At 67.1% G+C, this 19,056-nt stretch carries 20 protein-coding genes, 1 tRNA gene and 1 pseudogene; 5 read left to right on the plus strand and 17 right to left on the minus strand.

The window, feature by feature from the left end:
* Positions 1-16 precede the first annotated feature (16 nt).
* The gene (ftrA, locus tag NX780_RS07495) at positions 17-979 is read right to left on the minus strand and encodes a transcriptional regulator FtrA (protein WP_258827242.1); all 963 of its coding nucleotides are present in this window, start codon (positions 977-979) and stop codon (positions 17-19) included.
* 92 nt (positions 980-1,071) lie between these two features.
* Here ftrA and NX780_RS07500 point away from each other — a divergent pair, with 92 nt between their 5' ends.
* From NX780_RS07500 to NX780_RS07510, 3 genes are all read left to right on the plus strand, one after another.
* Positions 1,072-1,467, plus strand: coding sequence for a rhodanese-like domain-containing protein (locus NX780_RS07500; RefSeq protein WP_258827243.1), 396 nt, complete (start codon positions 1,072-1,074; stop codon positions 1,465-1,467).
* Between the two features lie 64 nt (positions 1,468-1,531).
* Entirely contained in the window at positions 1,532-3,517 is a 1,986-nt protein-coding gene (locus tag NX780_RS07505) for a helicase-related protein (protein WP_258827244.1), read from the plus strand.
* Between the two features lie 68 nt (positions 3,518-3,585).
* Positions 3,586-4,008, plus strand: a complete 423-nt coding sequence (locus NX780_RS07510; protein ID WP_258827245.1) for a PaaI family thioesterase — start codon at positions 3,586-3,588, stop codon at positions 4,006-4,008.
* A gap of 9 nt (positions 4,009-4,017) precedes the next feature.
* On the opposite strand, the gene NX780_RS07515 is transcribed toward NX780_RS07510, so the two are convergent.
* From NX780_RS07515 to NX780_RS07535, 5 genes and pseudogenes are all read right to left on the minus strand, one after another.
* Positions 4,018-4,530: a TlpA family protein disulfide reductase gene (locus NX780_RS07515; protein WP_258827246.1), complete on the minus strand. Its 513-nt coding sequence runs from the start codon at positions 4,528-4,530 to the stop codon at positions 4,018-4,020.
* Between the two features lie 48 nt (positions 4,531-4,578).
* Entirely contained in the window at positions 4,579-5,211 is a 633-nt protein-coding gene (locus NX780_RS07520) for a BON domain-containing protein (RefSeq protein ID WP_258827247.1), read from the minus strand.
* Positions 5,208-5,801, minus strand: coding sequence for a phosphoheptose isomerase (locus NX780_RS07525; protein ID WP_258827248.1), 594 nt, complete (start codon positions 5,799-5,801; stop codon positions 5,208-5,210). Before NX780_RS07525 ends, NX780_RS07520 begins: the two co-directional genes overlap by 4 nt.
* A 71-nt stretch (positions 5,802-5,872) precedes the next feature.
* Positions 5,873-6,228: pseudogene (locus NX780_RS07530) on the minus strand (YraN family protein).
* 1 nt (position 6,229) lies between these two features.
* Positions 6,230-7,492, minus strand: coding sequence for a penicillin-binding protein activator (locus tag NX780_RS07535; RefSeq protein WP_258827249.1), 1,263 nt, complete (start codon positions 7,490-7,492; stop codon positions 6,230-6,232).
* 11 nt (positions 7,493-7,503) lie between these two features.
* Between NX780_RS07535 and rsmI the strand changes: the two genes are divergently transcribed.
* Positions 7,504-8,409, plus strand: coding sequence for a 16S rRNA (cytidine(1402)-2'-O)-methyltransferase (gene rsmI / locus NX780_RS07540; protein ID WP_258827250.1), 906 nt, complete (start codon positions 7,504-7,506; stop codon positions 8,407-8,409).
* Here the strand turns inward: rsmI and NX780_RS07545 are convergent, their stop codons facing one another.
* From NX780_RS07545 to NX780_RS07555, 3 genes are read right to left on the minus strand one after another with little or no spacing between them, the layout of a single operon-like run.
* Positions 8,410-8,607: a hypothetical protein gene (locus NX780_RS07545; RefSeq protein ID WP_258827251.1), complete on the minus strand. Its 198-nt coding sequence runs from the start codon at positions 8,605-8,607 to the stop codon at positions 8,410-8,412.
* Positions 8,608-8,652: 45 nt separating this feature from the next.
* On the minus strand, positions 8,653-9,354 hold the full coding sequence (locus NX780_RS07550; RefSeq protein WP_258827252.1) for a YjjG family noncanonical pyrimidine nucleotidase: 702 nt from the start codon (positions 9,352-9,354) through the stop codon (positions 8,653-8,655).
* 24 nt (positions 9,355-9,378) lie between these two features.
* Positions 9,379-10,038 carry a hypothetical protein gene (locus NX780_RS07555; protein WP_258827253.1) on the minus strand — a complete coding sequence of 220 codons (660 nt, stop codon included), beginning with the start codon at positions 10,036-10,038 and terminating at the stop codon, positions 9,379-9,381.
* Positions 10,039-10,107: 69 nt separating this feature from the next.
* Between NX780_RS07555 and NX780_RS07560 the strand changes: the two genes are divergently transcribed.
* A tRNA-Pro gene (locus NX780_RS07560) sits at positions 10,108-10,184 on the plus strand.
* A 59-nt stretch (positions 10,185-10,243) separates the two neighbouring features.
* On the opposite strand, the gene NX780_RS07565 is transcribed toward NX780_RS07560, so the two are convergent.
* From NX780_RS07565 to bioA, 8 genes are all read right to left on the minus strand, one after another.
* Positions 10,244-10,657, minus strand: coding sequence for a hypothetical protein (locus tag NX780_RS07565; protein WP_258827254.1), 414 nt, complete (start codon positions 10,655-10,657; stop codon positions 10,244-10,246).
* Positions 10,658-10,668: 11 nt separating this feature from the next.
* Positions 10,669-11,589, minus strand: coding sequence for a hydroxymethylglutaryl-CoA lyase (locus NX780_RS07570; RefSeq protein ID WP_258827255.1), 921 nt, complete (start codon positions 11,587-11,589; stop codon positions 10,669-10,671).
* A 5-nt stretch (positions 11,590-11,594) separates the two neighbouring features.
* Positions 11,595-12,524, minus strand: coding sequence for a 2-hydroxyacid dehydrogenase (locus NX780_RS07575; RefSeq protein WP_258827256.1), 930 nt, complete (start codon positions 12,522-12,524; stop codon positions 11,595-11,597).
* Between the two features lie 27 nt (positions 12,525-12,551).
* The gene (locus NX780_RS07580) at positions 12,552-14,573 is read right to left on the minus strand and encodes an acetyl/propionyl/methylcrotonyl-CoA carboxylase subunit alpha (RefSeq protein ID WP_258827257.1); all 2,022 of its coding nucleotides are present in this window, start codon (positions 14,571-14,573) and stop codon (positions 12,552-12,554) included.
* A 65-nt stretch (positions 14,574-14,638) separates the two neighbouring features.
* Entirely contained in the window at positions 14,639-15,670 is a 1,032-nt protein-coding gene (gene bioB, locus NX780_RS07585) for a biotin synthase BioB (RefSeq protein ID WP_258827258.1), read from the minus strand.
* 11 nt (positions 15,671-15,681) lie between these two features.
* Positions 15,682-16,524: a dethiobiotin synthase gene (gene bioD / locus NX780_RS07590; RefSeq protein ID WP_258827259.1), complete on the minus strand. Its 843-nt coding sequence runs from the start codon at positions 16,522-16,524 to the stop codon at positions 15,682-15,684.
* The gene (gene bioF / locus NX780_RS07595; RefSeq protein ID WP_258827260.1) at positions 16,521-17,708 is read right to left on the minus strand and encodes an 8-amino-7-oxononanoate synthase; all 1,188 of its coding nucleotides are present in this window, start codon (positions 17,706-17,708) and stop codon (positions 16,521-16,523) included. Before bioF ends, bioD begins: the two co-directional genes overlap by 4 nt.
* Position 17,709: 1 nt before the next feature.
* The gene (gene bioA, locus NX780_RS07600; protein ID WP_258827261.1) at positions 17,710-19,050 is read right to left on the minus strand and encodes an adenosylmethionine--8-amino-7-oxononanoate transaminase; all 1,341 of its coding nucleotides are present in this window, start codon (positions 19,048-19,050) and stop codon (positions 17,710-17,712) included.
* Positions 19,051-19,056 lie beyond the last annotated feature (6 nt).

Here is a 19,056-nt window from a genome sequence, read left to right on the forward strand (position 1 = left end):
GGGCCGGCCTGCCGCTTCACGCGGCGGCGCCGGCCCTTTCCATTTTGCGGTAGCGGCCGGGCGGCGGCATTCCGTGGCTGCGGAAGTGGCGGCGCAGGGATTCGGGCGAACCGAGTCCGGCCAGGTCGGCGACGGTGTCGAGCGGGAGCTGCGGCCGCGTCTCCAGGATGCGCGCCGCGAGTTCGACACGCTCGCGCACCAGCCAGGCCAGCGGGCTTTGCCCCGTGCTGTCCTTGAAGCGGCGCTGGAAGGTGCGCGCCCCCATCTTCGCCTGCGCCGCCATCGACTCGACCGAATGCTCCGCGCGCAGGTTCTCGCGCACCCAGTCCATCAGGCGTGCGATCGCATTGTGCTCGCTTGGCGGCAGCGGACGTGCGACCAGCTGCGCCTGGTCGCCGTCACGGTGGCCCGGCACCACCAGGCGCTGGGCGACGCGGCTCGCGATGTCGGCGCCGAAGTCGCTGCGCACCAGGTGCAGCAGCATGTCCAGGCCCGCCGCCGAGCCGGCCGAGGTGACGATGCGCTCGTCTTCCACGTATAGCACGCCCTCTTCCACGGCGACGTTCGGGAAGCTGCTCGCCATCTGCTCCAGGTAGCGCCAGTGCGTGGTCGCCCTTCGCCCGTCGAGCAGGCCCGCATGCGCAAGCACGAAGGCGCCCGAGCAGATCGAGCAGATGCGCGCACCGCGCGCGTGTGCGCGTTGCAGGGCGTCGATCAAGGCTGAAGGTGGCGGCTGGTCGACGCCGCGCCAGCCCGGAATCACGATGGTGTCGGCACGCTCGACTTCGTCGAGTCCGTGCGGCGCCGCGACCGTCAATCCGCCGGCGGCGCGCAAGGGGCCGGCTTCGACGGCGCACACCGCATGGGAATACCAGGGCACGCCCAGCTCGGGGCGGTCCAGCGCGAAGAGCTCGATGGCGCAGCCGAATTCGAAGGTGCACAGGCCGTCGTAGGCGAGGATGGCGACGTGGTGGGGCATGGCGCGATGTTACCAGTTTCTGTCGCGCCAACGCCTGCCCTGCCCGCCCGGCGGCTGCCACACTAAGGCCTCGTTCAACACAGGAGTCCACCATGCCCTCAGCCGTATCCGCCATCCCCGCAGCGTCCAGCGAACAGGCCCTGGCCCACTTCGCCCAGGCCTTTACCTTCGAGACCGACTGCGCCGACGTGCACGACGCCATCGCCAACGGCCGGCAGGATTTCGTCCTGCTCGACACCCGCAGCGCAGCGCTCTACGCACAAGGCCACCTGCCGGGCGCGCTCAACCTCCCGCACGGGAAGATCGTCGACGTCAAACTAAGGGAATACCCGATGGATACCCTGTTCGTCGTCTACTGCGCCGGCCCGCACTGCAACGGCGCCCACCGCGGCGCCGAGCGCCTCGCCAGGCTGGGCCGGCCCGTCAAGCTGATGATCGGCGGCATTACCGGTTGGCTCGACGAAGGGTTCGACCTGGTCCGCGCCTGATATGAGCCGTGCATGGGCGCTCGCTGCGATATAGTGGCGACAACAAGACATCAGCCAGCGACCCATGAATCAATCCCATCCTCCGTCCGACGACACCGAACACGACGACGCCTTCCTCGAACGCGAACTCGACTTCGCCGAGCGCGGCATCGAACTGGTCAAGATGGAAGGCCGCGTCTTCCTGCGCTTCTCCGGCGAGGTGCGTTACGAAGGCCTGCGTGTGCCCTACCGCCTGGTGCCCGCGCGGGGCGTGCTGGCCAAGCCGAGCAAGTGGCGCAAGATGGACATGCTGGCCCGGCGCGACCTGCTGGAAGAGCGCGCGACGCCCGACGCCATCGAGGGGCTGCAGACCGAGGTCGAAGAGTTCGTCCGCGACATCGCGGAAGAGGCCGACGACTTCGGCTGGGATCCGATGCTCTTCCTGCACGTGCTCGACGAGCTGGAGACTTCGGAGCCCGCCGAATTCGTCTTCCACCGCATCTCGCAGCGCCTGACCCATGCGATCGAGCGCGAGCAGGAAGAACGCTTTGCCGCGCGCACCAAGGAAAGCATCAACCTGGCCGAGTACCCGGAATCCTTCGAGGTGGCCAGCAGGATGGGCCGCAAGTTCATCGCCCTGCTCGGCCCCACCAATTCCGGCAAGACCCACCGCGCCATGGAGGCCCTGGCCAAGGCCGAGAGCGGCGTGTATCTGGCCCCCTTGCGCCTGCTGGCGCTGGAAAACTACGAGCGCCTGCAGAACGCGCGCCCGCATGGAAAAGAAATCGCCGTCAGCCTCATCACGGGCGAGGAGCGCCGCATCGCCGAAGGCGCGACCCATGTCGCCAGCACCGTCGAGATGCTGGACACGAAGACGCCGGTGGAAGTGGCCGTCATCGACGAGATCCAGATGCTGGCCGACCGCGACCGCGGCGCCGCCTGGACCGCGGCCGTGTGCGGCGCGCCGGCATCGACCGTGTTCCTGGTCGGCGCGCCGGAAGCGCGCCGCGCCATCGAGGCGCTGGCCGAACGCCTGGAAGTGCCGCTCGAGGTCCACGTCCTGAAGCGCATGGCGCCGCTGGCGATGGAACCCTCGCCGGTGCGCAAGCTCGGCAACCTGCGGCGCGGCGATGCGGTGATCGCGTTCTCGCGGCGCGACGTGCTGATGTGGCGCGACATGATCACCGAGAAGGGCCTGTCGGTCGCCACCGTCTACGGCAACCTGTCGCCCGAGGTGCGGCGCGCCCAGGCCGAGCGCTTCCGCGAGGGGCAGGCCGACATCGTGGTCGGCACCGACGCGCTGGCGATGGGCCTGAACATGCCGATCGCGCGCATCGTCATGACGACCACCGTCAAGTACAACGGCTACGAGGAAGAAGAGATCTCGGCCGCGCTGGCCAAGCAGATCGCCGGACGGGCAGGGCGCTACGGCGTGCACGAAGAAGGTTTTGTCGCCGGCTATGACGACGACACCCATACGGTCATGCGCGCCCTGATGAAGGAAAAGATCCCGCCCGTGCCGGCCACCGGCTTCGCGGTCGCGCCCTCGCTGGAGCAGCTGCACCGCATCTCCTCGGTGACGGGGGAGACTTCGCTGGTCAAGCTCCTGAAGCGCTTCGTGCACAACATCGACGTGCCGGACGGCTTCTTCTACCCGCGCATCACCGAGGAACAGAACGAGCGCGCCGAGTGGCTCGACACCCTGCCCCTGTCGGTGGCCGAGAAGTTCATGCTGTCCCTGGTGCCGATCTCCACCAAGGTGCCGGTGCTGCAGAGCGCCTGGGAGCACTGGTCGCTGTCGCTGGCGAAGAAGAAGGTGAGCAAGCTGACCCCGCCGACGCAGGAGCTGTATTACATGAACCTGCAGGAGGTGGAAGATACATGCCGCATGTATTCGGCCTATGCCTGGCTGGGATACCGCGAGCCGGAATACTTTCCGAGCATCGAGCTCGCGCAGCAGCTGGCGCGTGAAGCGTCGGAGCGGGTGGATGCGATGCTGCAGCAGCAGAATGCAGCGGCGCGGCAGCGCGGCGGCAGTGGACGGACCGGCGGCGGCAAGCGACGGCGCTAGAGCAGGCTGCCAGCGCGATCGGGGTACACGGTGTACGATGCCGCTTTTATCGATAAAGCGACAGCACCGTGAACCCGAAATACACTCCAGAATCCTTCAACGAGTTCGGCAAGCCCTACCTGCCCGGCCATCTCGGCATCCAGATCACCGAAGTCGCCGAAGGGCGCGTATGCGCCGAACTCCCGGTGCAGCCGCACCTGCTGGCGCCGAACGGCTACCTGCACGCCGGCAGCGTCGTCACGCTGGCCGACACCGCGGCCGGCTACGCCTGCATCGCCCACCTGCCGGAAGGCGCGAACAGCTTCACCACCATCGAACTGAAATCGAACCACCTCGGCACCGCGCGCCAGGGAACGATCGCCGTCGTGGCGACCGCCGTGCACCTGGGCCGCACCACCCACGTCTGGGATGCCGTCGTGACGGACAAGGGCAGCGGCAAGACCATCGCCCTGTTCCGCTGCACCCAGATGATTCTTTACCCGAAGGCCTAGCAGTCAGCTTTACGAAGCGAGCTCTTTCTCGATCAGCTTGTGCAGGGCCGGGAAATCCGGCTCGCCCACATAGCGCTTGATGATCTTGCCGTTCTTGTCGATCAGGAAGGTGGTCGGGGTCAGGGTGACGTCGCCGAACTGCCTGGCGATGTCGCCGGCCGAGTCGATCGCCACCGTGAAGGGCAGCTTCCTGGTCTCGGTGAAGTTGAGCACGTAGTTGGGCGGGTCGTACTGCATCGCCACCGCCACGAACTCCATGCCTTGCGCCTTGTACTTCTCGTAAGTCTCGACCATGTGCGGCATCTCCTTCACGCAGGTGGTGCAGGAAGTCGCCCAGAAGTTGACCATCACGACCTTGCCGCGCAGGGAGTCGGTGCTGATCTTGTCGCCTTTGATGCTGATGAAGGTGACGTCGGGCGCCGGCGTGGTGCTGTAGAAAGAGGCATAGCCGACGCCGGCCAGCGCCAGCACCACCGCGGCGGCCGCGGCAGGCTTGATCCAGGAGCGTGAAGAAGTAGTCATGGCGGGAATGGATGGAAAAACGGCAGGACCGCAGTCCTGCCGTTGGGATTAGCTCTGGCTTGGTGCGGGCTGGTTGGCGCGCGGGTCCTCGTCCTGGATGTACTCGAAGATCTTGACGACACGGTTCACGCCCGGCACGCCTTTCGCCACGTCGGCGGCGATATTGCCTTCACGCGGGGTGACGAGGCCCATCAGGTAGACCACGCCGCGCTCGGTGGTGACCTTGAAGGCGGTCGCCGAGACGGTTTTCTTGTCGACCAGGCTGGCCTTGACCTTGGTGGTGATCAGGGCGTCGTTCGAACGCGAGGTATAGCTCGACGGGCCGGCGATTTCCAGTTCGTTGATGACGGAAACCACATTCTCGATCGCGCGCACTTCGCGCTCGGCCGCGGCCTTCATCGCCTCGTCGCGCACTTCGCCGGTGAGCAGCACCTTGCGGTTGTAGCTGGTGACGTTGACGTGACCGTTCTCGCCGGTGAGCTGCTGCATCTTGATCTCGGCCTTGACGTTGATCGCCTTGTCCTCGGTCTGCATGCCGATGGTGCGGCGGTCATTGGTCGCCAGGGCGGTCGCGGCGGCGCCGCCGACGGCCAGGGCGACGCAGCCCGACAGCGAGCTGGCCAGGACGGTGCCCAGTACGATTTTCGAGAGCAGGCCGGCCAGCGGTCGCGTTTTCGTCATTCCTCTTCTCCTCCGAACAGCGCGACGTCGATGCCGTCGCAGATGGCGTGAATCGCGCACAGGTGGACTTCCTGGATGCGCGCGGTGCGGTTGTGCTGCACGTTGATGTGCACGTCGGCGTCGGTCAGCAGCTTGGCCAACGCGCCGCCGTCCTTGCCGGTAAAGGCCACGATGCGCATCTCGCGTTCCAGCGCGGCTTCGACCGCGGCCAGCACATTGCCCGAGTTGCCCGAGGTCGAGATCGCCAGCAGGATGTCGCCGGCCTGGCCGAAAGCCTGCACCTGCTTCGAGAAGATGTCCTTGAAGCTGTAGTCATTGCCGACGGCCGTCAGGATCGAGGTGTCGGTGGTCAGGGCGATCGCCGGGAGCGGGAAACGCTCGCGTTCGAAACGTCCCACGAGCTCGGCAGCGAAGTGCTGGCAGTCGGCGGCGGAACCGCCATTGCCGCAAGCCAGGATCTTGTTGCCGTTGGACAGGGCGCCAAACATCAGTTCGATCGCCTGCGAAATGGGTAGTGCCAGGGCAGGCGCCGATTTCATCTTGAGATCGGCGCTCTCCTGGAAGTGAGCGAGGATGCGTTGAGTATTCATAGCCAAGGATTATAGTGCAGTGGCAACGGAGGGCGGGCAACCGCGGTAAAAATTGCTTACATTTCATTGACTCAGTTGATCACATCTTGCAGCCATTCCACCTGCTCGCCATCGAAAGCCACGACATCGAAGCGGCAGGGCGGGGTGACGGCAAAACGCAACAGGTAGAACTGGGCCGCGCGCACGAGGCGGCGGATCTTGGCGGGGTGATGCTGGCGGCCGCGCCACCGTGTGTGCGATCCGCGCGCTGGCGTACCTCGACAAACACCAGGGTGTCACCATCGCGCATGATCAGGTCGATCTCGCCGCCCTTGCAGCGGAAATTCTCTTCGACCATCGTCAGGCCGCGGCGTTTCAGGTAGAGCAGGGCGGCCTGCTCCCATTGACGGCCCTGGGCCTGCCGCTCAGACAGGCGCAGCGGCCACATATCACTGCCCGAACGCCACCGACTCGAACACACCGCCGTCGCGGTAGACGGTGCCGGTCTCGACGCGGCGGAAGGCGGCGGAACCGCTTCCCATGTCCACCGACAGGCGCCCGGTCACGCCATCGATCTCGAAGCGGCTGCCCGGGCGCAGCGCCAGTTCGCGCGCGATGCGGTAGGCGTCGATGCCGAGGGCGTACAGGCGCTGCATGTCGAAACCGCCCGTGCCGGCATCCCAGCGCGGATAGCTCGCCACCAGCGGGTGCTCGGGCTGCACGGTCCAGGGCAGGTCGAGGATGCGCACGCCGGCCAGCTCCGGGCTCGCCATGGCCGGATCGCGGCCCGGGTTGATCGAGGCGGTGCCATAGGTCGGCAGCGAGGTGCCGATGGCGCTGCGCACCTGGCGCAAGCCGACGGCGTCCAGGGCCGCGAATACCAGCTGCGGCGGGTCCTGCTGCAGGCGGGCGCGCAGCTCGGCCAGGGCATTGCCGTCGACATAGCCGTCGCTGCTCGGCAGCTCGACCACGTAGTTGCTCAGGCCCAGCTGCGACCAGCGCGCCGTGAAGGCGCCGGTCAGGCGCTGCTGCCAGGCGGCGGAGCCGGTGAGCACGAGGGCGCGGCCCCCGGGCTGTTCCGCGGCGGCCCAGTCGGCGACCTGGCGCGCTTCGTCCTCGAGCGCGAGGCCGACCACCAGCATCTGGCGCGGCAGCGGGCCATTGGTCTGCGGGTGATTCAGGGCGATGGTCGGTTTGCTGACGGCGCCGCTGCTTGCCAGGGCGGCCACGGCAGGGCGGGCCAGCGGGCCGACCACGATGTCGTTCGATTCCGCTGCCCGCGCGTAGGCGTCGAGCGTCGCCTGGGCCGAATCGCCGGTCGGTATCACGTTGACGGTCACGCCGCTGCGTTCGCGTTCATGGCCGGCCAGGAAGCCGGCGCGGACCGCTTCGGCGGGCTGGGCCAGGGCGCCGGACTCGAGCGGCAGCAGCAGGGCGATGCGGGTGCCCTGGCCACTGCCGTTCGTTGCGGCGCGCGTGCTGCCGTCGAGCGGTGGAGGCAGGTCGACCGGATTGGTGACGGCGCGCTCGACGGGCGCCGGCGGCGTGTAGCCCGGTTCGGCAGGAGGCGGGCTTGCACTCGGCGCGGCGGGCGCGCACAATCCGCCCGGTACGCCGCAACCCGTGTCGGGCGGCAATGGCGTGCTGGTGCAGCCGGCCAACAAAGCAAACACGGACGTTGCAAGCAGCGCCTTGAGATTTTTCTTCAGCATCGGAATCCCTTATGACAGAACAGCAGACCATCGACATCGCCCGGCTTCCCGTCATGGGCGAGGCGGCCCAGCAGTCCTATCCTACCGCAACGCTGTATGTCGTGGCTACACCGATCGGCAACGTCACCGACATTACCTTGCGTGCCCTGCACCTGCTGGCGCTCGCCGATGTCGTGGCCTGCGAGGACACCCGCAAGACCGGCGCCCTGCTGCAGCGCTTCGGATTATCGAAGCAGACCATCGCCGCCCACATGCACAACGAGCGCGAGGTTGCCGACAAGATCGTCGAGCGCCTGCGCGGCGGCCAGCGCGTGGCCCTGGTGTCGGACGCGGGCACGCCGGCCGTGTCCGACCCGGGGGCGCGCATCGTCGATGCGGTGCGCGCGGCGGGCCTGAACGTGGTGCCGCTGCCGGGACCGTCGGCGGCCATCGCGGCCCTGTCGGCCAGCGGCCTGGTGAACGACCGCTTCCACTTCGTGGGCTTCCTGCCGGCCAAGGCGAAGCAGCGCGAAGCGGCCCTGCAGGAGCTGGTGCGCGAGACCTCGACCCTCGTCCTCTACGAAGCACCGCACCGCATCGTCGAATGCGTGGAAGGATTGCTGGCCGTGTTCGAGCCGACGCGCCAGGTGGTGTTCGCGCGCGAGTTGAGCAAGCTGTTCGAGGAAGTGCACCGCTGCCCGCTGAGCGAAGCATTGGGCTGGGTGAAGGCCGACCAGCACCGCGAGCGCGGCGAATTCGTCGTGCTGGTGGAAGGGGCGGTCCTGGCGACCGATGCGCAGGACGCCCAAGCCGAGCGCATCCTGCAGATCCTGCTCACCGAATGCTCGGTGAAGCAGGCCGCCAACCTCGCGGCCCAGATCACGGGGCGCAAGAAGAACGCGCTGTACGAGCGCGCGTTGCAGATCAAGGGTGAGTGATCAGGCCAGGGCTTCCTTGGCCGCTTCTTCCGGCGTCAAGCCATCGTAGAACTGGTCGGTGAACCATTCGACCTGTTCTTCGATGTGGTCCTGGGCTTGCTTGACGGTGGCGCCGCCGGCGACGAGGAATTTCTCCACCTCGATGCACCAGTGGATGAATGCCAGCGTTTCTTCGTCGAGTTCTTCTTTCTTGGCCATGTGCTTTCCTTGCGCTTTCCAGGTGAGGGGGTGAATTGTAGTGGCTCAGGCGGCGGCCAGGCCGCGCAGCGCCGGGATGACCTCGTGCAAGGTTCCTACTTCCACGGTCGGCCGGGCCTGCGTGTCGTTCTGCAGGGCGCCCGGGTTGAACCAGCAGCTCTCGATGCCGAAGCGGTTCGCGCCGAGGATGTCGGCGTCCAGGCGGTCGCCGACGATGACCGTCTCCGCATGCGAGAAGGCGCGCGCCATTTTTACCGTGTAGTCGAAGAAGCGGCTGTCGGGCTTGGCGTGGCCGCAGGCATCCGAGGTGGCGACGAAGGACAGGTGCAGATGCAGTTTCGACGCGGCGATGCGGCGCTGCTGGATGTGCTCGACGCCGTTCGTGATGATGCCCACTTCGCCGATGCCGGCCAGGGTTTCGCACAGCTGCTGCGCGCCGTCGACCAGCACCACATTGTGCGACAGCGATTCGAGGTAGAGGTGGCTGGCGGCTTCCGGATCCAGGTCGAGGCCGTTCGCGGCGAAGGTCTGGCGAAAGCGCTCCACTTTCAGGAAATCCTTCGAGACGGTGCCGAGTTCGAAGGCTTTCCAGAGCGCCAGGTTGATGGCCTGGTAGCTGGCGAACAGGCCTGCGGGCAGCTCGCGCAGGCCGAGCTCGCGCATTGTGTGATCGAAGGACAGTTGTTCGGAAGCTTTGAAGTCGAGCAGGGTGTCGTCAAGGTCGAACAGGAAGAGTCGGTGTTTCATCGCCTTAGTGTAGCACCCGGCTCCCTACCATTTGCAGCCGTGGTCTTTCTTGTCCATCATCAGAAACAGCGGCGCCAGCAGGCCACCGGGTAGGCCGTCCTTGCAGTTGGCGCGCTTGGTCCTGCTGATGGCGCGTGCGGCTTTGGTTTCGGTCTCCAAAGGAGGATCGGGGAACTGGGCGTGGGCCGTGCCTTCGATGCCGAGCTTGGTGCGTCCGGCCAGCTCCCGCGCCGTCTGCCTTGCCGCCCCCATGTCGAACCGGGGCGCGCTGTCCTGCCCTGGCGCCGGTTCGCCGGATTGCTCGACGGAGAATGCATCCGGGGCCGCCGGCTGTTCTGTTGAAGCGGGCACGGCAATGACGGGTTTGGCAGTGGAGCGGCGCGCGCTGCGTGGCGCTGCCGGTGCCAAGCGCGCTTGCGGCGCTTGCTCCGCCTGCCTGGGTGGCGGTGGAGGCGGCGGCAGGATGCGCACGGCGATGGAAGAGGGCGGCTCCGCTTCGAATGCCGGCAGTGAGGGGCCGGTATTGCGATAAGCAAGCATGAACATCAGGTGCACGGCCATCGACACGCCCACGCCGATCAGGACGCGCTTGTTCCCCTGCATCATGCCCGTGTCGCTGCCGTAATGTGCTGCCAGATTCACAATATTGCCTGCTTGAACTTTGTCGAAGAATACGACAAACAATGCCCTAGTTTCTTTATTTTGCCCTTAAACCTTGACCCGGTCACCCCAAGGAGATATGATCTGCCTTCTCGGAGTGTAGCGCAGCCCGGTAGCGCATCTGGTTTGGGACCAGAGGGTCCAAGGTTCGAATCCTTGTACTCCGACCAGCATTAAGGAAAAAGCCGACAGTGAAAGCTGTCGGCTTTTTTCGTTCTACCGGCCGCGCTCAGCGGCGCGTCCAGCGGCAGCCGCCTTCTTCCCAGGCCTCCAGGTCCTGCTCGAACTGGTAGGCCTTGCCGTCCTTCGCGCGGATGTAGGTGAATCCATAGACGTTCGCGCCCTGGGACACGACCGTGTAGGTGCCGCCGCCCGGCATCATTTCCTTCCATGTGGTCGTGATTTCCATCGGCCTGTCGGGCGCCGTCTCGACCGCGTCACTCTTGATGAGCTTGAGCGGAATGTTCGCGCTCCCGTTCTCGTAGCGCACGTACGCCGTCTTCGAACCCTCGGGCGGAAAGCCGAACTCCAGCCTCAGCGGTTTACCGACGCCGGGAGACCGGAAGCAGCGGATATCGCCGGCATCGGCCTGCGCCGTGGTGCACAGCAGGCCCGCTGTCAGCAGGATGGCGGCGCGTGTCATGTCCCGCATCGTCAGCCCGCCCGCTTGGCCGCGATTGCATTGCCCGCGCGACTTGCGCCCTTGCGGCCCAGCTGCTGCGAGATGAATTGGCCGGCGTCCACCACCTGGTCGAGGTCGATGCCGGTCTCGATGCCCAGGCCGTTCATCAGGTAGATCACGTCCTCGGTGGCGACGTTGCCGGTCGCGCCCTTCGCGTAAGGGCAGCCGCCCAGGCCCGAGACGGAGGAGTGGAAGATCGCCACGCCGACTTCCATCGCCGCATAGATGTTGGCCAGGGCCTGGCCGTAGGTATCGTGGAAATGGCCGGACAGGCGCTCCAGTGGGAACTCCTCTGCGGCGCGCAGCATCACCGCCTGCGTCTTGCGCGCGGTCGAGACGCCGATGGTGTCGGCGATGTCGATCTCATCAACACCGAGGTCGCGCATGCGGCGCACCACGTCGGCCACGGCGCTCAGTGGCACCTCGCCCTGGTAGGGGCAACCGAAGGCGGTGCTGATCGAGCCGCGCAGGCGCAGATTGTTGGCCTTGGCGGCCTTGGCCACCGGCTCGAAGCGCGCGATCGATTCGGCGATCGAGCAGTTGATGTTCTTCTGCGAGAAGGCTTCCGAAGCAGAGCCGAAGATCACGACTTCATCGGCCTTCGCAAGCAGCGCCGCCTCGAAGCCCTGCATGTTCGGGGTCAGGGCCGAGTAGATCGTGCCCGGCAGGCGTTCGATGCCGGCCATGACCTGCGCGCTGGTCGCCATCTGCGGCACCCACTTGGGCGACACGAAGGACGCCGCCTCGACATTGGCAAAACCGGCGCGCGCCAGGCGGTTGACCAGTTCGATCTTCACCTCGGCGGACAGGGCCTCCTTCTCGTTCTGCAGGCCGTCGCGCGGCCCCACTTCGACAATCTTGACCTTCTTCGGCAGGCTGGCTGGCTGGTACATGCTGTTTAATATCCTAGGTCGCGGTCGACGATGTCGTCGACGGGTTGGCCGCTCTCCAGTTTCGCAATTTTGTCGGCGATCTGGCGCACGGCGTCGTGGCGCATCGTGAGCGCCGAGATGTGCGGGGTGATGGCGATGCGCGGCTCGTTCCAGAACGGGTGCGGCGCCGGCAGCGGCTCGTGGCGGAACACGTCGAGGGTGGCGCCGGCGATGTGGCCCGAGCGGATCAGGGTCATCAGGTCGGGTTCGGCCAGGATGGCGCCGCGCGAGACGTTGATCAGGTAGGCGTTCGGGAGCAGCTTGCCGAGGTTGTGGCGGTCGAGCAGGTTCGCCGTCTCGGGCGTGAGCGGCAGCATGCAGACCAGCACGCGGGTACCGCGGAGAAAAGCGTCCAGGCCGTCGGCGCCATGGAAGCATTCCACGCCGGGGAGGTCCTTGGGCGTGCGGCTCCAGCCGCGCACGGGGAAGCCGAACAGGCGCATGGCCTCGACCACCGGCATGCCGAGCCGGCCCAGGCCCATGATCCCGACCGTGAAGTCTTCCTTGGGCGTGAGCGGCAGCGGGTCCCAGACGCCGTGGCGCGCCTGCTCCTCGTAGTCATCGAAATGGCGGTAATAGCGCAGCACGGCGTGCGCCACGTATTCGGCCATCTGTACGCCCATGCCGGCATCGCCCAGGCGCACGATCGGGACCGGGGGCAGGGCGTCGCCGAGCTTGAGCAGGGCATCGACGCCGGCGCCCATCAGGAAGATCGCCCGCACGTGCGCGAGCTGGTCCAGCAGGGCCGGCGTGGGGCTCCATACGACCGCGTAGTCGCATGGCGGCAGGGCGGCGCCCTCCCTCCACGCGACGGTCTCCACCTGCGGCATGAGGGCGGCGAACTCGCGCACCCATGGCTCGATCACGCCGTCGCCCCGGAACAGGAGTATGCGCATGTCTCCCCCTACGTTTTTATGGTTTTCTCAAGCCGCCTTGAAAGCCAGCAGCGGCGCCCCATCCGCCACCTGGTCGCCAACCTGGTACAGCACATCCTCCACCAGGCCGTCGCTCGGCGCGGAAATCGTGTGCTCCATTTTCATCGCCTCCATGATGACCAGCGGCTCGCCCTTCCTGACTTCCTTGCCGGACAAGGCCAGCACCGCCACGACTTTACCCGGCATCGGCGCGGTCAGGCGGCCCCCTGGAGACTCGACTTCGCCGGCGTGCGCCATCGGGTCATTGTACGCCAGGGTGTAATGACGTCCACCGGTGAACACGTGGAACAGCTCGCCGTCACGGCGCACGCTGCCGTGCAGGGAGGATTCGCCCAGGCGGATGGTCAGCTCGGCGCCCTCGTGGCGGACCAGCTCGAGGCGCTGGCGCTCGCCGCCCGCGTCGATTTCCCAGCCGTGGGCGCCGTAGGTCAAACCTGCCTTGTAGCCTTCCGCGCCGCTGAATTCGTCGCCGAAGGACAGCACGCGGCGGTAGGCGCTGTTCATGCGCCAGCCTTTGGCCTGGGCCCATGGGTCGGCCGGATTCGCCGCGCCACGCACGGTCTCGCTTGCAGTGAGCGCCAGCGCGGCCAGGGCCAGGGCGCCCAGCGGGGCGGCGGCCGGGGCCGGGAACAGCGTGTCGCCGTGGCGCTCGATCAGGCCGGTGTCCAGGTCGGCGGTCGAGAAGGCCTCGCCTTCGACCAGGCGCTTGAGAAAAGCGATATTGGTCGCCAGGCCCACGATCTGGAATTCGGCGAGGGCCTGCGACAGCCGCGCCAGGGCCTGGGTGCGGTCGGCGCCCCAGACGATCAGCTTGGCGATCATCGGGTCGTAGAAGGGAGAAATCGCGTCGCCTTCGCGTACGCCCGAGTCGACGCGCACGGCGGCCGGGTTGGGACCAATGGCGCCCAGCTGGAATTCGACCGCATGTGGGGTGTCCATGTGGCGCAGCGTGCCGATCGAGGGCAGGAAGCCCTTTTCCGGGTTTTCCGCATACACGCGCGCCTCGATGGCATGGCCGTGGATCGCCAGCTCATGCTGCTTCTTCGGCAGCGGCTGGCCCGCGGCCACGCGCAGCTGCCACTCGACCAGGTCGGTCCCGGTGATCATCTCGGTGACCGGGTGCTCCACCTGCAGGCGGGTGTTCATCTCCATGAAGTAGAAGGAGCCGTCCTGGTTGGCGATGAATTCCACGGTGCCCGCCCCCACGTAGCCGACCGCGCGCGCGGCATTGACGGCCGCCTCGCCCATGGCGGCGCGGTGGTCCTGGGTCATGCCCGGGGCCGGCGCTTCTTCCAGCACCTTCTGGTGGCGGCGCTGCACCGAGCAGTCGCGCTCGTGCAGGTAGACGCAGTTGCCATGGGTGTCGGCGAAGACCTGGATCTCGATGTGGCGCGGGCGGATCAGGTATTTCTCGACCAGCACCTTGTCGTCGCCGAAGGAGCTGATCGCTTCGCGCTTGCAGGAGGCCAGCGCCGCTTCGAAGTCTTCCGAACGCTCGACCACGCGCATGCCCTTGCCGCCGCCGCCGGCGCTGGCCTTGAGCAGTACCGGATAGCCGATGCGGTCGGCCTGTTCACGCAGGAAAGCCGGCTCCTGCTTGTCGCCGTGGTAGCCCGGCACCAGGGGGACATTAGCGCCTTCCATCAGCTGCTTGGCGGCCGACTTGGAACCCATGGCGCGCATCGAGGAGCCCGGCGGGCCGATGAAGGCGAGCCCCGCTGCCTGTACGGCTTCGGCGAACTCCGCGTTCTCGGACAGGAAGCCGTAGCCCGGGTGGATGGCCTGGGCGCCAGTGGCTTTCGCGACCTCGATGATCTTCTGGCCGCGCAGGTAACTGTCCTTGGCCGCGGCCGGGCCGATCAGGACCGCCTCATCGCAGACCGCCACGTGCTTCGAGCCCGCATCGGCTTCCGAGTAGACGGCGACGGTGCGGATACCCATGCGGCGCGCGGTGGCGGCGACACGACAGGCGATTTCGCCACGGTTGGCGATGAGGATCTTGGTGAACATGCGTTTGTCTTTCGCTTCTGGTTATGTGTTCAATCGCGGCCGTGTCTCCCCGGCCGCTTCGCTAATTAGCAGCCGCAGGCGGCCTTGGGAGCGGACTCCAGCGTCGCTGCACGGGTTTTCAGGCCCAGCTTCTCTAGCAGCACGCGGTCGTCGTCCGCTTCCGGGTTGCCGGTGGTGAGCAGCTTGTCGCCGTAGAAGATCGAGTTGGCGCCGGCCATGAAGCACATGGCCTGCACGGCTTCGCCCAGTTCGCGGCGGCCGGCGGACAGGCGCACGCGCGCCTGCGGCATGGTGATGCGGGCGACGGCGATGGTGCGCACGAATTCGATCGGGTCGAGCTTCTCGACACCGTGCAGCGGCGTGCCTTCGACCTGCACCAGGTGGTTGACCGGGACCGATTCCGGATACGGGTTCAGGTTGGCCAGCTGGGCGATCAGGCCGGCGCGCTGCTCGCGCGTCTCGCCCATGCCCACGATGCCGCCGCAGCAGACCTTCAGGCCCGCGCTGCGCACGCGGCCCAGGGTATCCAGGCGGTCCTGGTACTCGCGGGTCGAGATCACGTTGTTGTAGAAGTCCGGCGCGGTGTCGATGTTGTGGTTGTAGTAGTCGAGGCCCGCCTTCTTCAGCTGCTCGGCCTGGCCCTCTTCCAGCATGCCGAGGGTCGCGCAGGTTTCCATGCCGAGCGCCTTCACTTCGCGCACCATGGCCTCGACCTTCTCCATGTCGCGCTCCTTCGGGCTGCGCCAGGCGGCGCCCATGCAGAAACGGGTCGCGCCGCTGGCCTTGGCCTGGCGGGCGGCGTCCAGCACGGTGTCGATGTCGAGGATCTTCTTGGCCTCGACGCCGGTGTCGTAGCGCGCGGCCTGCGGGCAGTAGCCGCAATCTTCTTCGCAGCCGCCGGTCTTGATCGACAGCAGGGTCGCCAGTTCGACGTCACCGTCCGGGAAGTTGGCGCGGTGCGCCTGCTGAGCGCGGAACATCAGGTCGTTGAAGGGCAGCTCGAACAGGGCCAGCACGTCAGGCAGCGGCCAGGTGACGTTTTCCGCCTGCTTGATGGCGACAGGGCGGTGGAGGGCGACGGTATTCGTTTGGGACATCTTGGTTTTCCTTAGTTCTGGGCGCGCGGGGCGTGCCATCCTGGCAGGCCCGCGAGGTCGATGTATTGGGCGGCGGCGGCTGCCGTCGGATTCTCCAGGCGGGGCACATGGCCCAGCAGCGGCGCCGGAATACGTTGTTCCAGCGCTTCGATGTTCTCGCGCATGAAGCGCATGTCGGGGTCCGCGGTATTCGCGACCCAGCCGGCCAGCACCAGGCCGCGCGCCACGATCGCCTCCACGGTCAGGAGGGCGTGGCTGATGCAACCGAGGCGCAGGCCTACCACCAGGATCACCGGCAGGTTCAGCTGCGCAGCCAGGTCGGCGCTGTCGAAGTCGTCGTTGAAGGGGACACGGAAACCGCCGACGCCTTCGACCACCACGGCGTCGGAAGCCGCATGGATTTCGGTGTAGGCAGCCAGGATCGGCACCGCTTCGATGGTCACGCCTTCCAGGGCCGCGGCGATGTGCGGCGCGGCCGGTTCCTTCAGCATGAAGGGGGTGGTGATGCTGGACGGCAGATGGACGTTGCCTGCGGCGCGCAGCATGTCGGCGTCTTCGTTGTGCAGCTCGCCGTCGACGAGTTCCGCGCCGGCGGCGACAGGCTTCATGCCGCAGGCGCGGCGGCCGCCTTCCACCAGTTTATGGAGGATGGCGCTCGATACCAGGGTCTTGCCGATCTCGGTATCGGTGCCGGTGACGAAGCAGCAGAAGCGCGACGGCACGCCTTCCGCCGCCAGGGGTTCCGGCTGCGGATCGAGGACGGGCGCTTCCGCCACCGGGGCGCCGGCGCTGCCCGGTTCGGTCACGATGGGCGTCAGCGCCTGGGGCTGGTCGGGGTCGTTCAGGTTCTTCATGCGGTGGCCCTTTCAAGTTCGTTGAGCGCGCGCGCCAGCAGCGCCACCTCCTCATGGGTGTGCGCGGCGGACAGGGTCACGCGCAGGCGCGCCGTGCCCGCCGCCACCGTCGGCGGACGGATCGCCGGCACCCACAGGCCCTGTTCGTGCAGGCTTGCCGCCACGCGCAGCGCCTCCTCGTTGCTGCCGATGATGACCGGCTGGATCGCGGTGGTGGATGGCGGCAGCTGCCAGCGCTGCGGGCGCAGGGCATCGCGCAGGTGGTCCACCAGGGCGGCCAGGTGGGCGCGGCGCCGCTTGCCTTCTTCGCCCTCGATGATGTCGAGGCTGGCCTGCAGCGCATGGGCCAGGGCCGGCGGCGCGGCCGTCGTGTAGATGTAGGGGCGGGCGCGCTGCACCAGCAGCTCGATCACGCTGCCATGGGCCGCGATGAAGGCGCCGCCCACGCCCGCCGCCTTGCCGAGCGTGCCGATATAGACCAGATTGGGCGAATGCAGGCCGAAGTGTTCGAGGGCGCCGCGGCCAGTGGCGCCGAGCACGCCGAAGCCGTGGGCATCGTCGACTACCAACCATGCGCCGTGGCGTTCGCACAGGGCCAGCAGCCCGGGCAGCGGAGCCAGGTTGCCGTCCATGCTGAAGACGCTGTCGGTGACGACGATTTTCGTCGCCGCCGTGCTGGCGATGAGCTGCTGCTCGAGCGCTGCGACGTCGCCATGCGGGTAGACGCTGACACCGGCTTTGGCGAGTCGCGCACCGTCGATCAGCGAGGCATGGTTCAGCGCTTCCGAGAAGATCATGGCATCGGCGTCCGCACCGAGTGCGGTCAGGACGGCCAGGTTGGCCATGTAGCCGGTGCACAGGTACAGCGCGCGCGCCTGCGGAACATGAGGCGTCATCCACGCGCCGAAACGTTCTTCCAGCAGCGCATGCGCGCGGCTGTGGCCACTGACGAGGTGGGAGGCGCCGCTGCCCGCGCCATAGCGTTCGGCGCCTTCCTGCAGCGCCGCGATCACGGCCGGGTGGGACGCCAGCCCGAGGTAGTCGTTGCTGCAGAAGGCCAGCATGTCGCGGCCGTCGACGACCTGGCGCGGCGCGCAGGGGCTGTCGGCCACGCGCAGGCGGCGAATCAGGCTTTGCGAGGCCAGCGCGTCGAGTTTGCGGTCGATTCCGGCGATCAGATCCATGTCAGCTCGCGATCACCGATTCGAAGACCTTCTGCGTGCGCGCGGCGATACCGGCGACATCCTCGTCGCTCAGGATATACGGCGGCATCAGGTAGACCGTGCGGCCAATCGGGCGCAGCAGCAGTTCGTTCTCCACGGCGGTCGTGAAGAAGCGGCGCGCGAAGGTCGAGGCGCGTGCCGGGTCCGGTTCGATCGCGTCAAACGCGAAGATCATGCCGCGCTGGCGGAAGTGGCTGGCGCGCTCGTGCTCGGCCAGCGGCGCCAGCGCGATGGTGAGCTTGGTCGCCAGCTCGCGGTTGCGGGCCAGGACGTCGTCTTCCTCGAAGATCTCCAGCGTGGCCAGGGCCGCGCGGCAGGCCAGCGGGTTGCCGGTATAGGAGTGCGAGTGCAGGAAGCCGCGCGTGATGTCTTCGCTGTAGAAGGACTGGTAGATGGAATCAACGGTGAGCACCAGCGAGAGCGGCAGGTAGCCACCGCTGATGCCTTTCGAGAGGCACAGGAAATCCGGCCAGATGGCGGCCTGTTCGCAGGCGAAGAAGGTGCCGGTGCGGCCGCAGCCGACCGCGATCTCGTCGGCGATCAGGTGCACGTGGTGCTGGTCGCACAGCTCGCGCAGCAGTTCCAGGTAGAGCGGGTCGTACATGGCCATGCCGGTGGCGCACTGCACCAGCGGCTCGACGATGATGGCGGCGATCTTGTCGCCGCGCGCTTCGAACAGGGCGCGCACGTCGGCAATGGCGCGTTTGGCCACGTCCTGGGCCGATTCGCCTTCGCTGGCGGTGCGCGCATCCGGCGCCGGCACCACGTGGGAGGCGCGCAGCAGCGGGCCATAGGCATCCTTGAACAGCGGGACATCGGTCACCGACAGGGCGCCCACGGTCTCGCCGTGGTAGCTGCCCTGCAGGCAGACGAATTCCTGCTTGGCCGGATAGCCGGCATTGCGCCAGGCGTGGAAGCTCATCTTCATCGCGATCTCGACCGCCGATGCGCCATCCGAGGCGTAGAAGGCATGGCCGAGGTTGTGGCCGGTAAGGGCGGCCAGCTTTTCCGACAGCTCGATCACCGGCTCATGGGTGAAGCCGGCCAGCATCGCGTGTTCCAGCTTGTCCAGCTGGTCCTTCAGCGCCGCATTGATGCGTGGGTTGGCGTGGCCGAACAGGTTGACCCACCAGGAGCTGATGCCGTCCAGGTAGCGGCGGCCTTCGTGGTCGTAGAGCCAGGGCCCCTTGCCGTGGCTGACCGCGATCAGCGGCACCTCTTCGTGGTGCTGCATCTGGGTGCACGGGTGCCACACGCTGCGCAGGCTGCGTGCGATCCAGTCGGAAGAGGTCTGCTGCTTCAAAATCGT

Source organism: Massilia agri (assembly GCF_024753255.1).
Lineage (GTDB): Bacteria > Pseudomonadota > Gammaproteobacteria > Burkholderiales > Burkholderiaceae_D > Telluria > Telluria agri.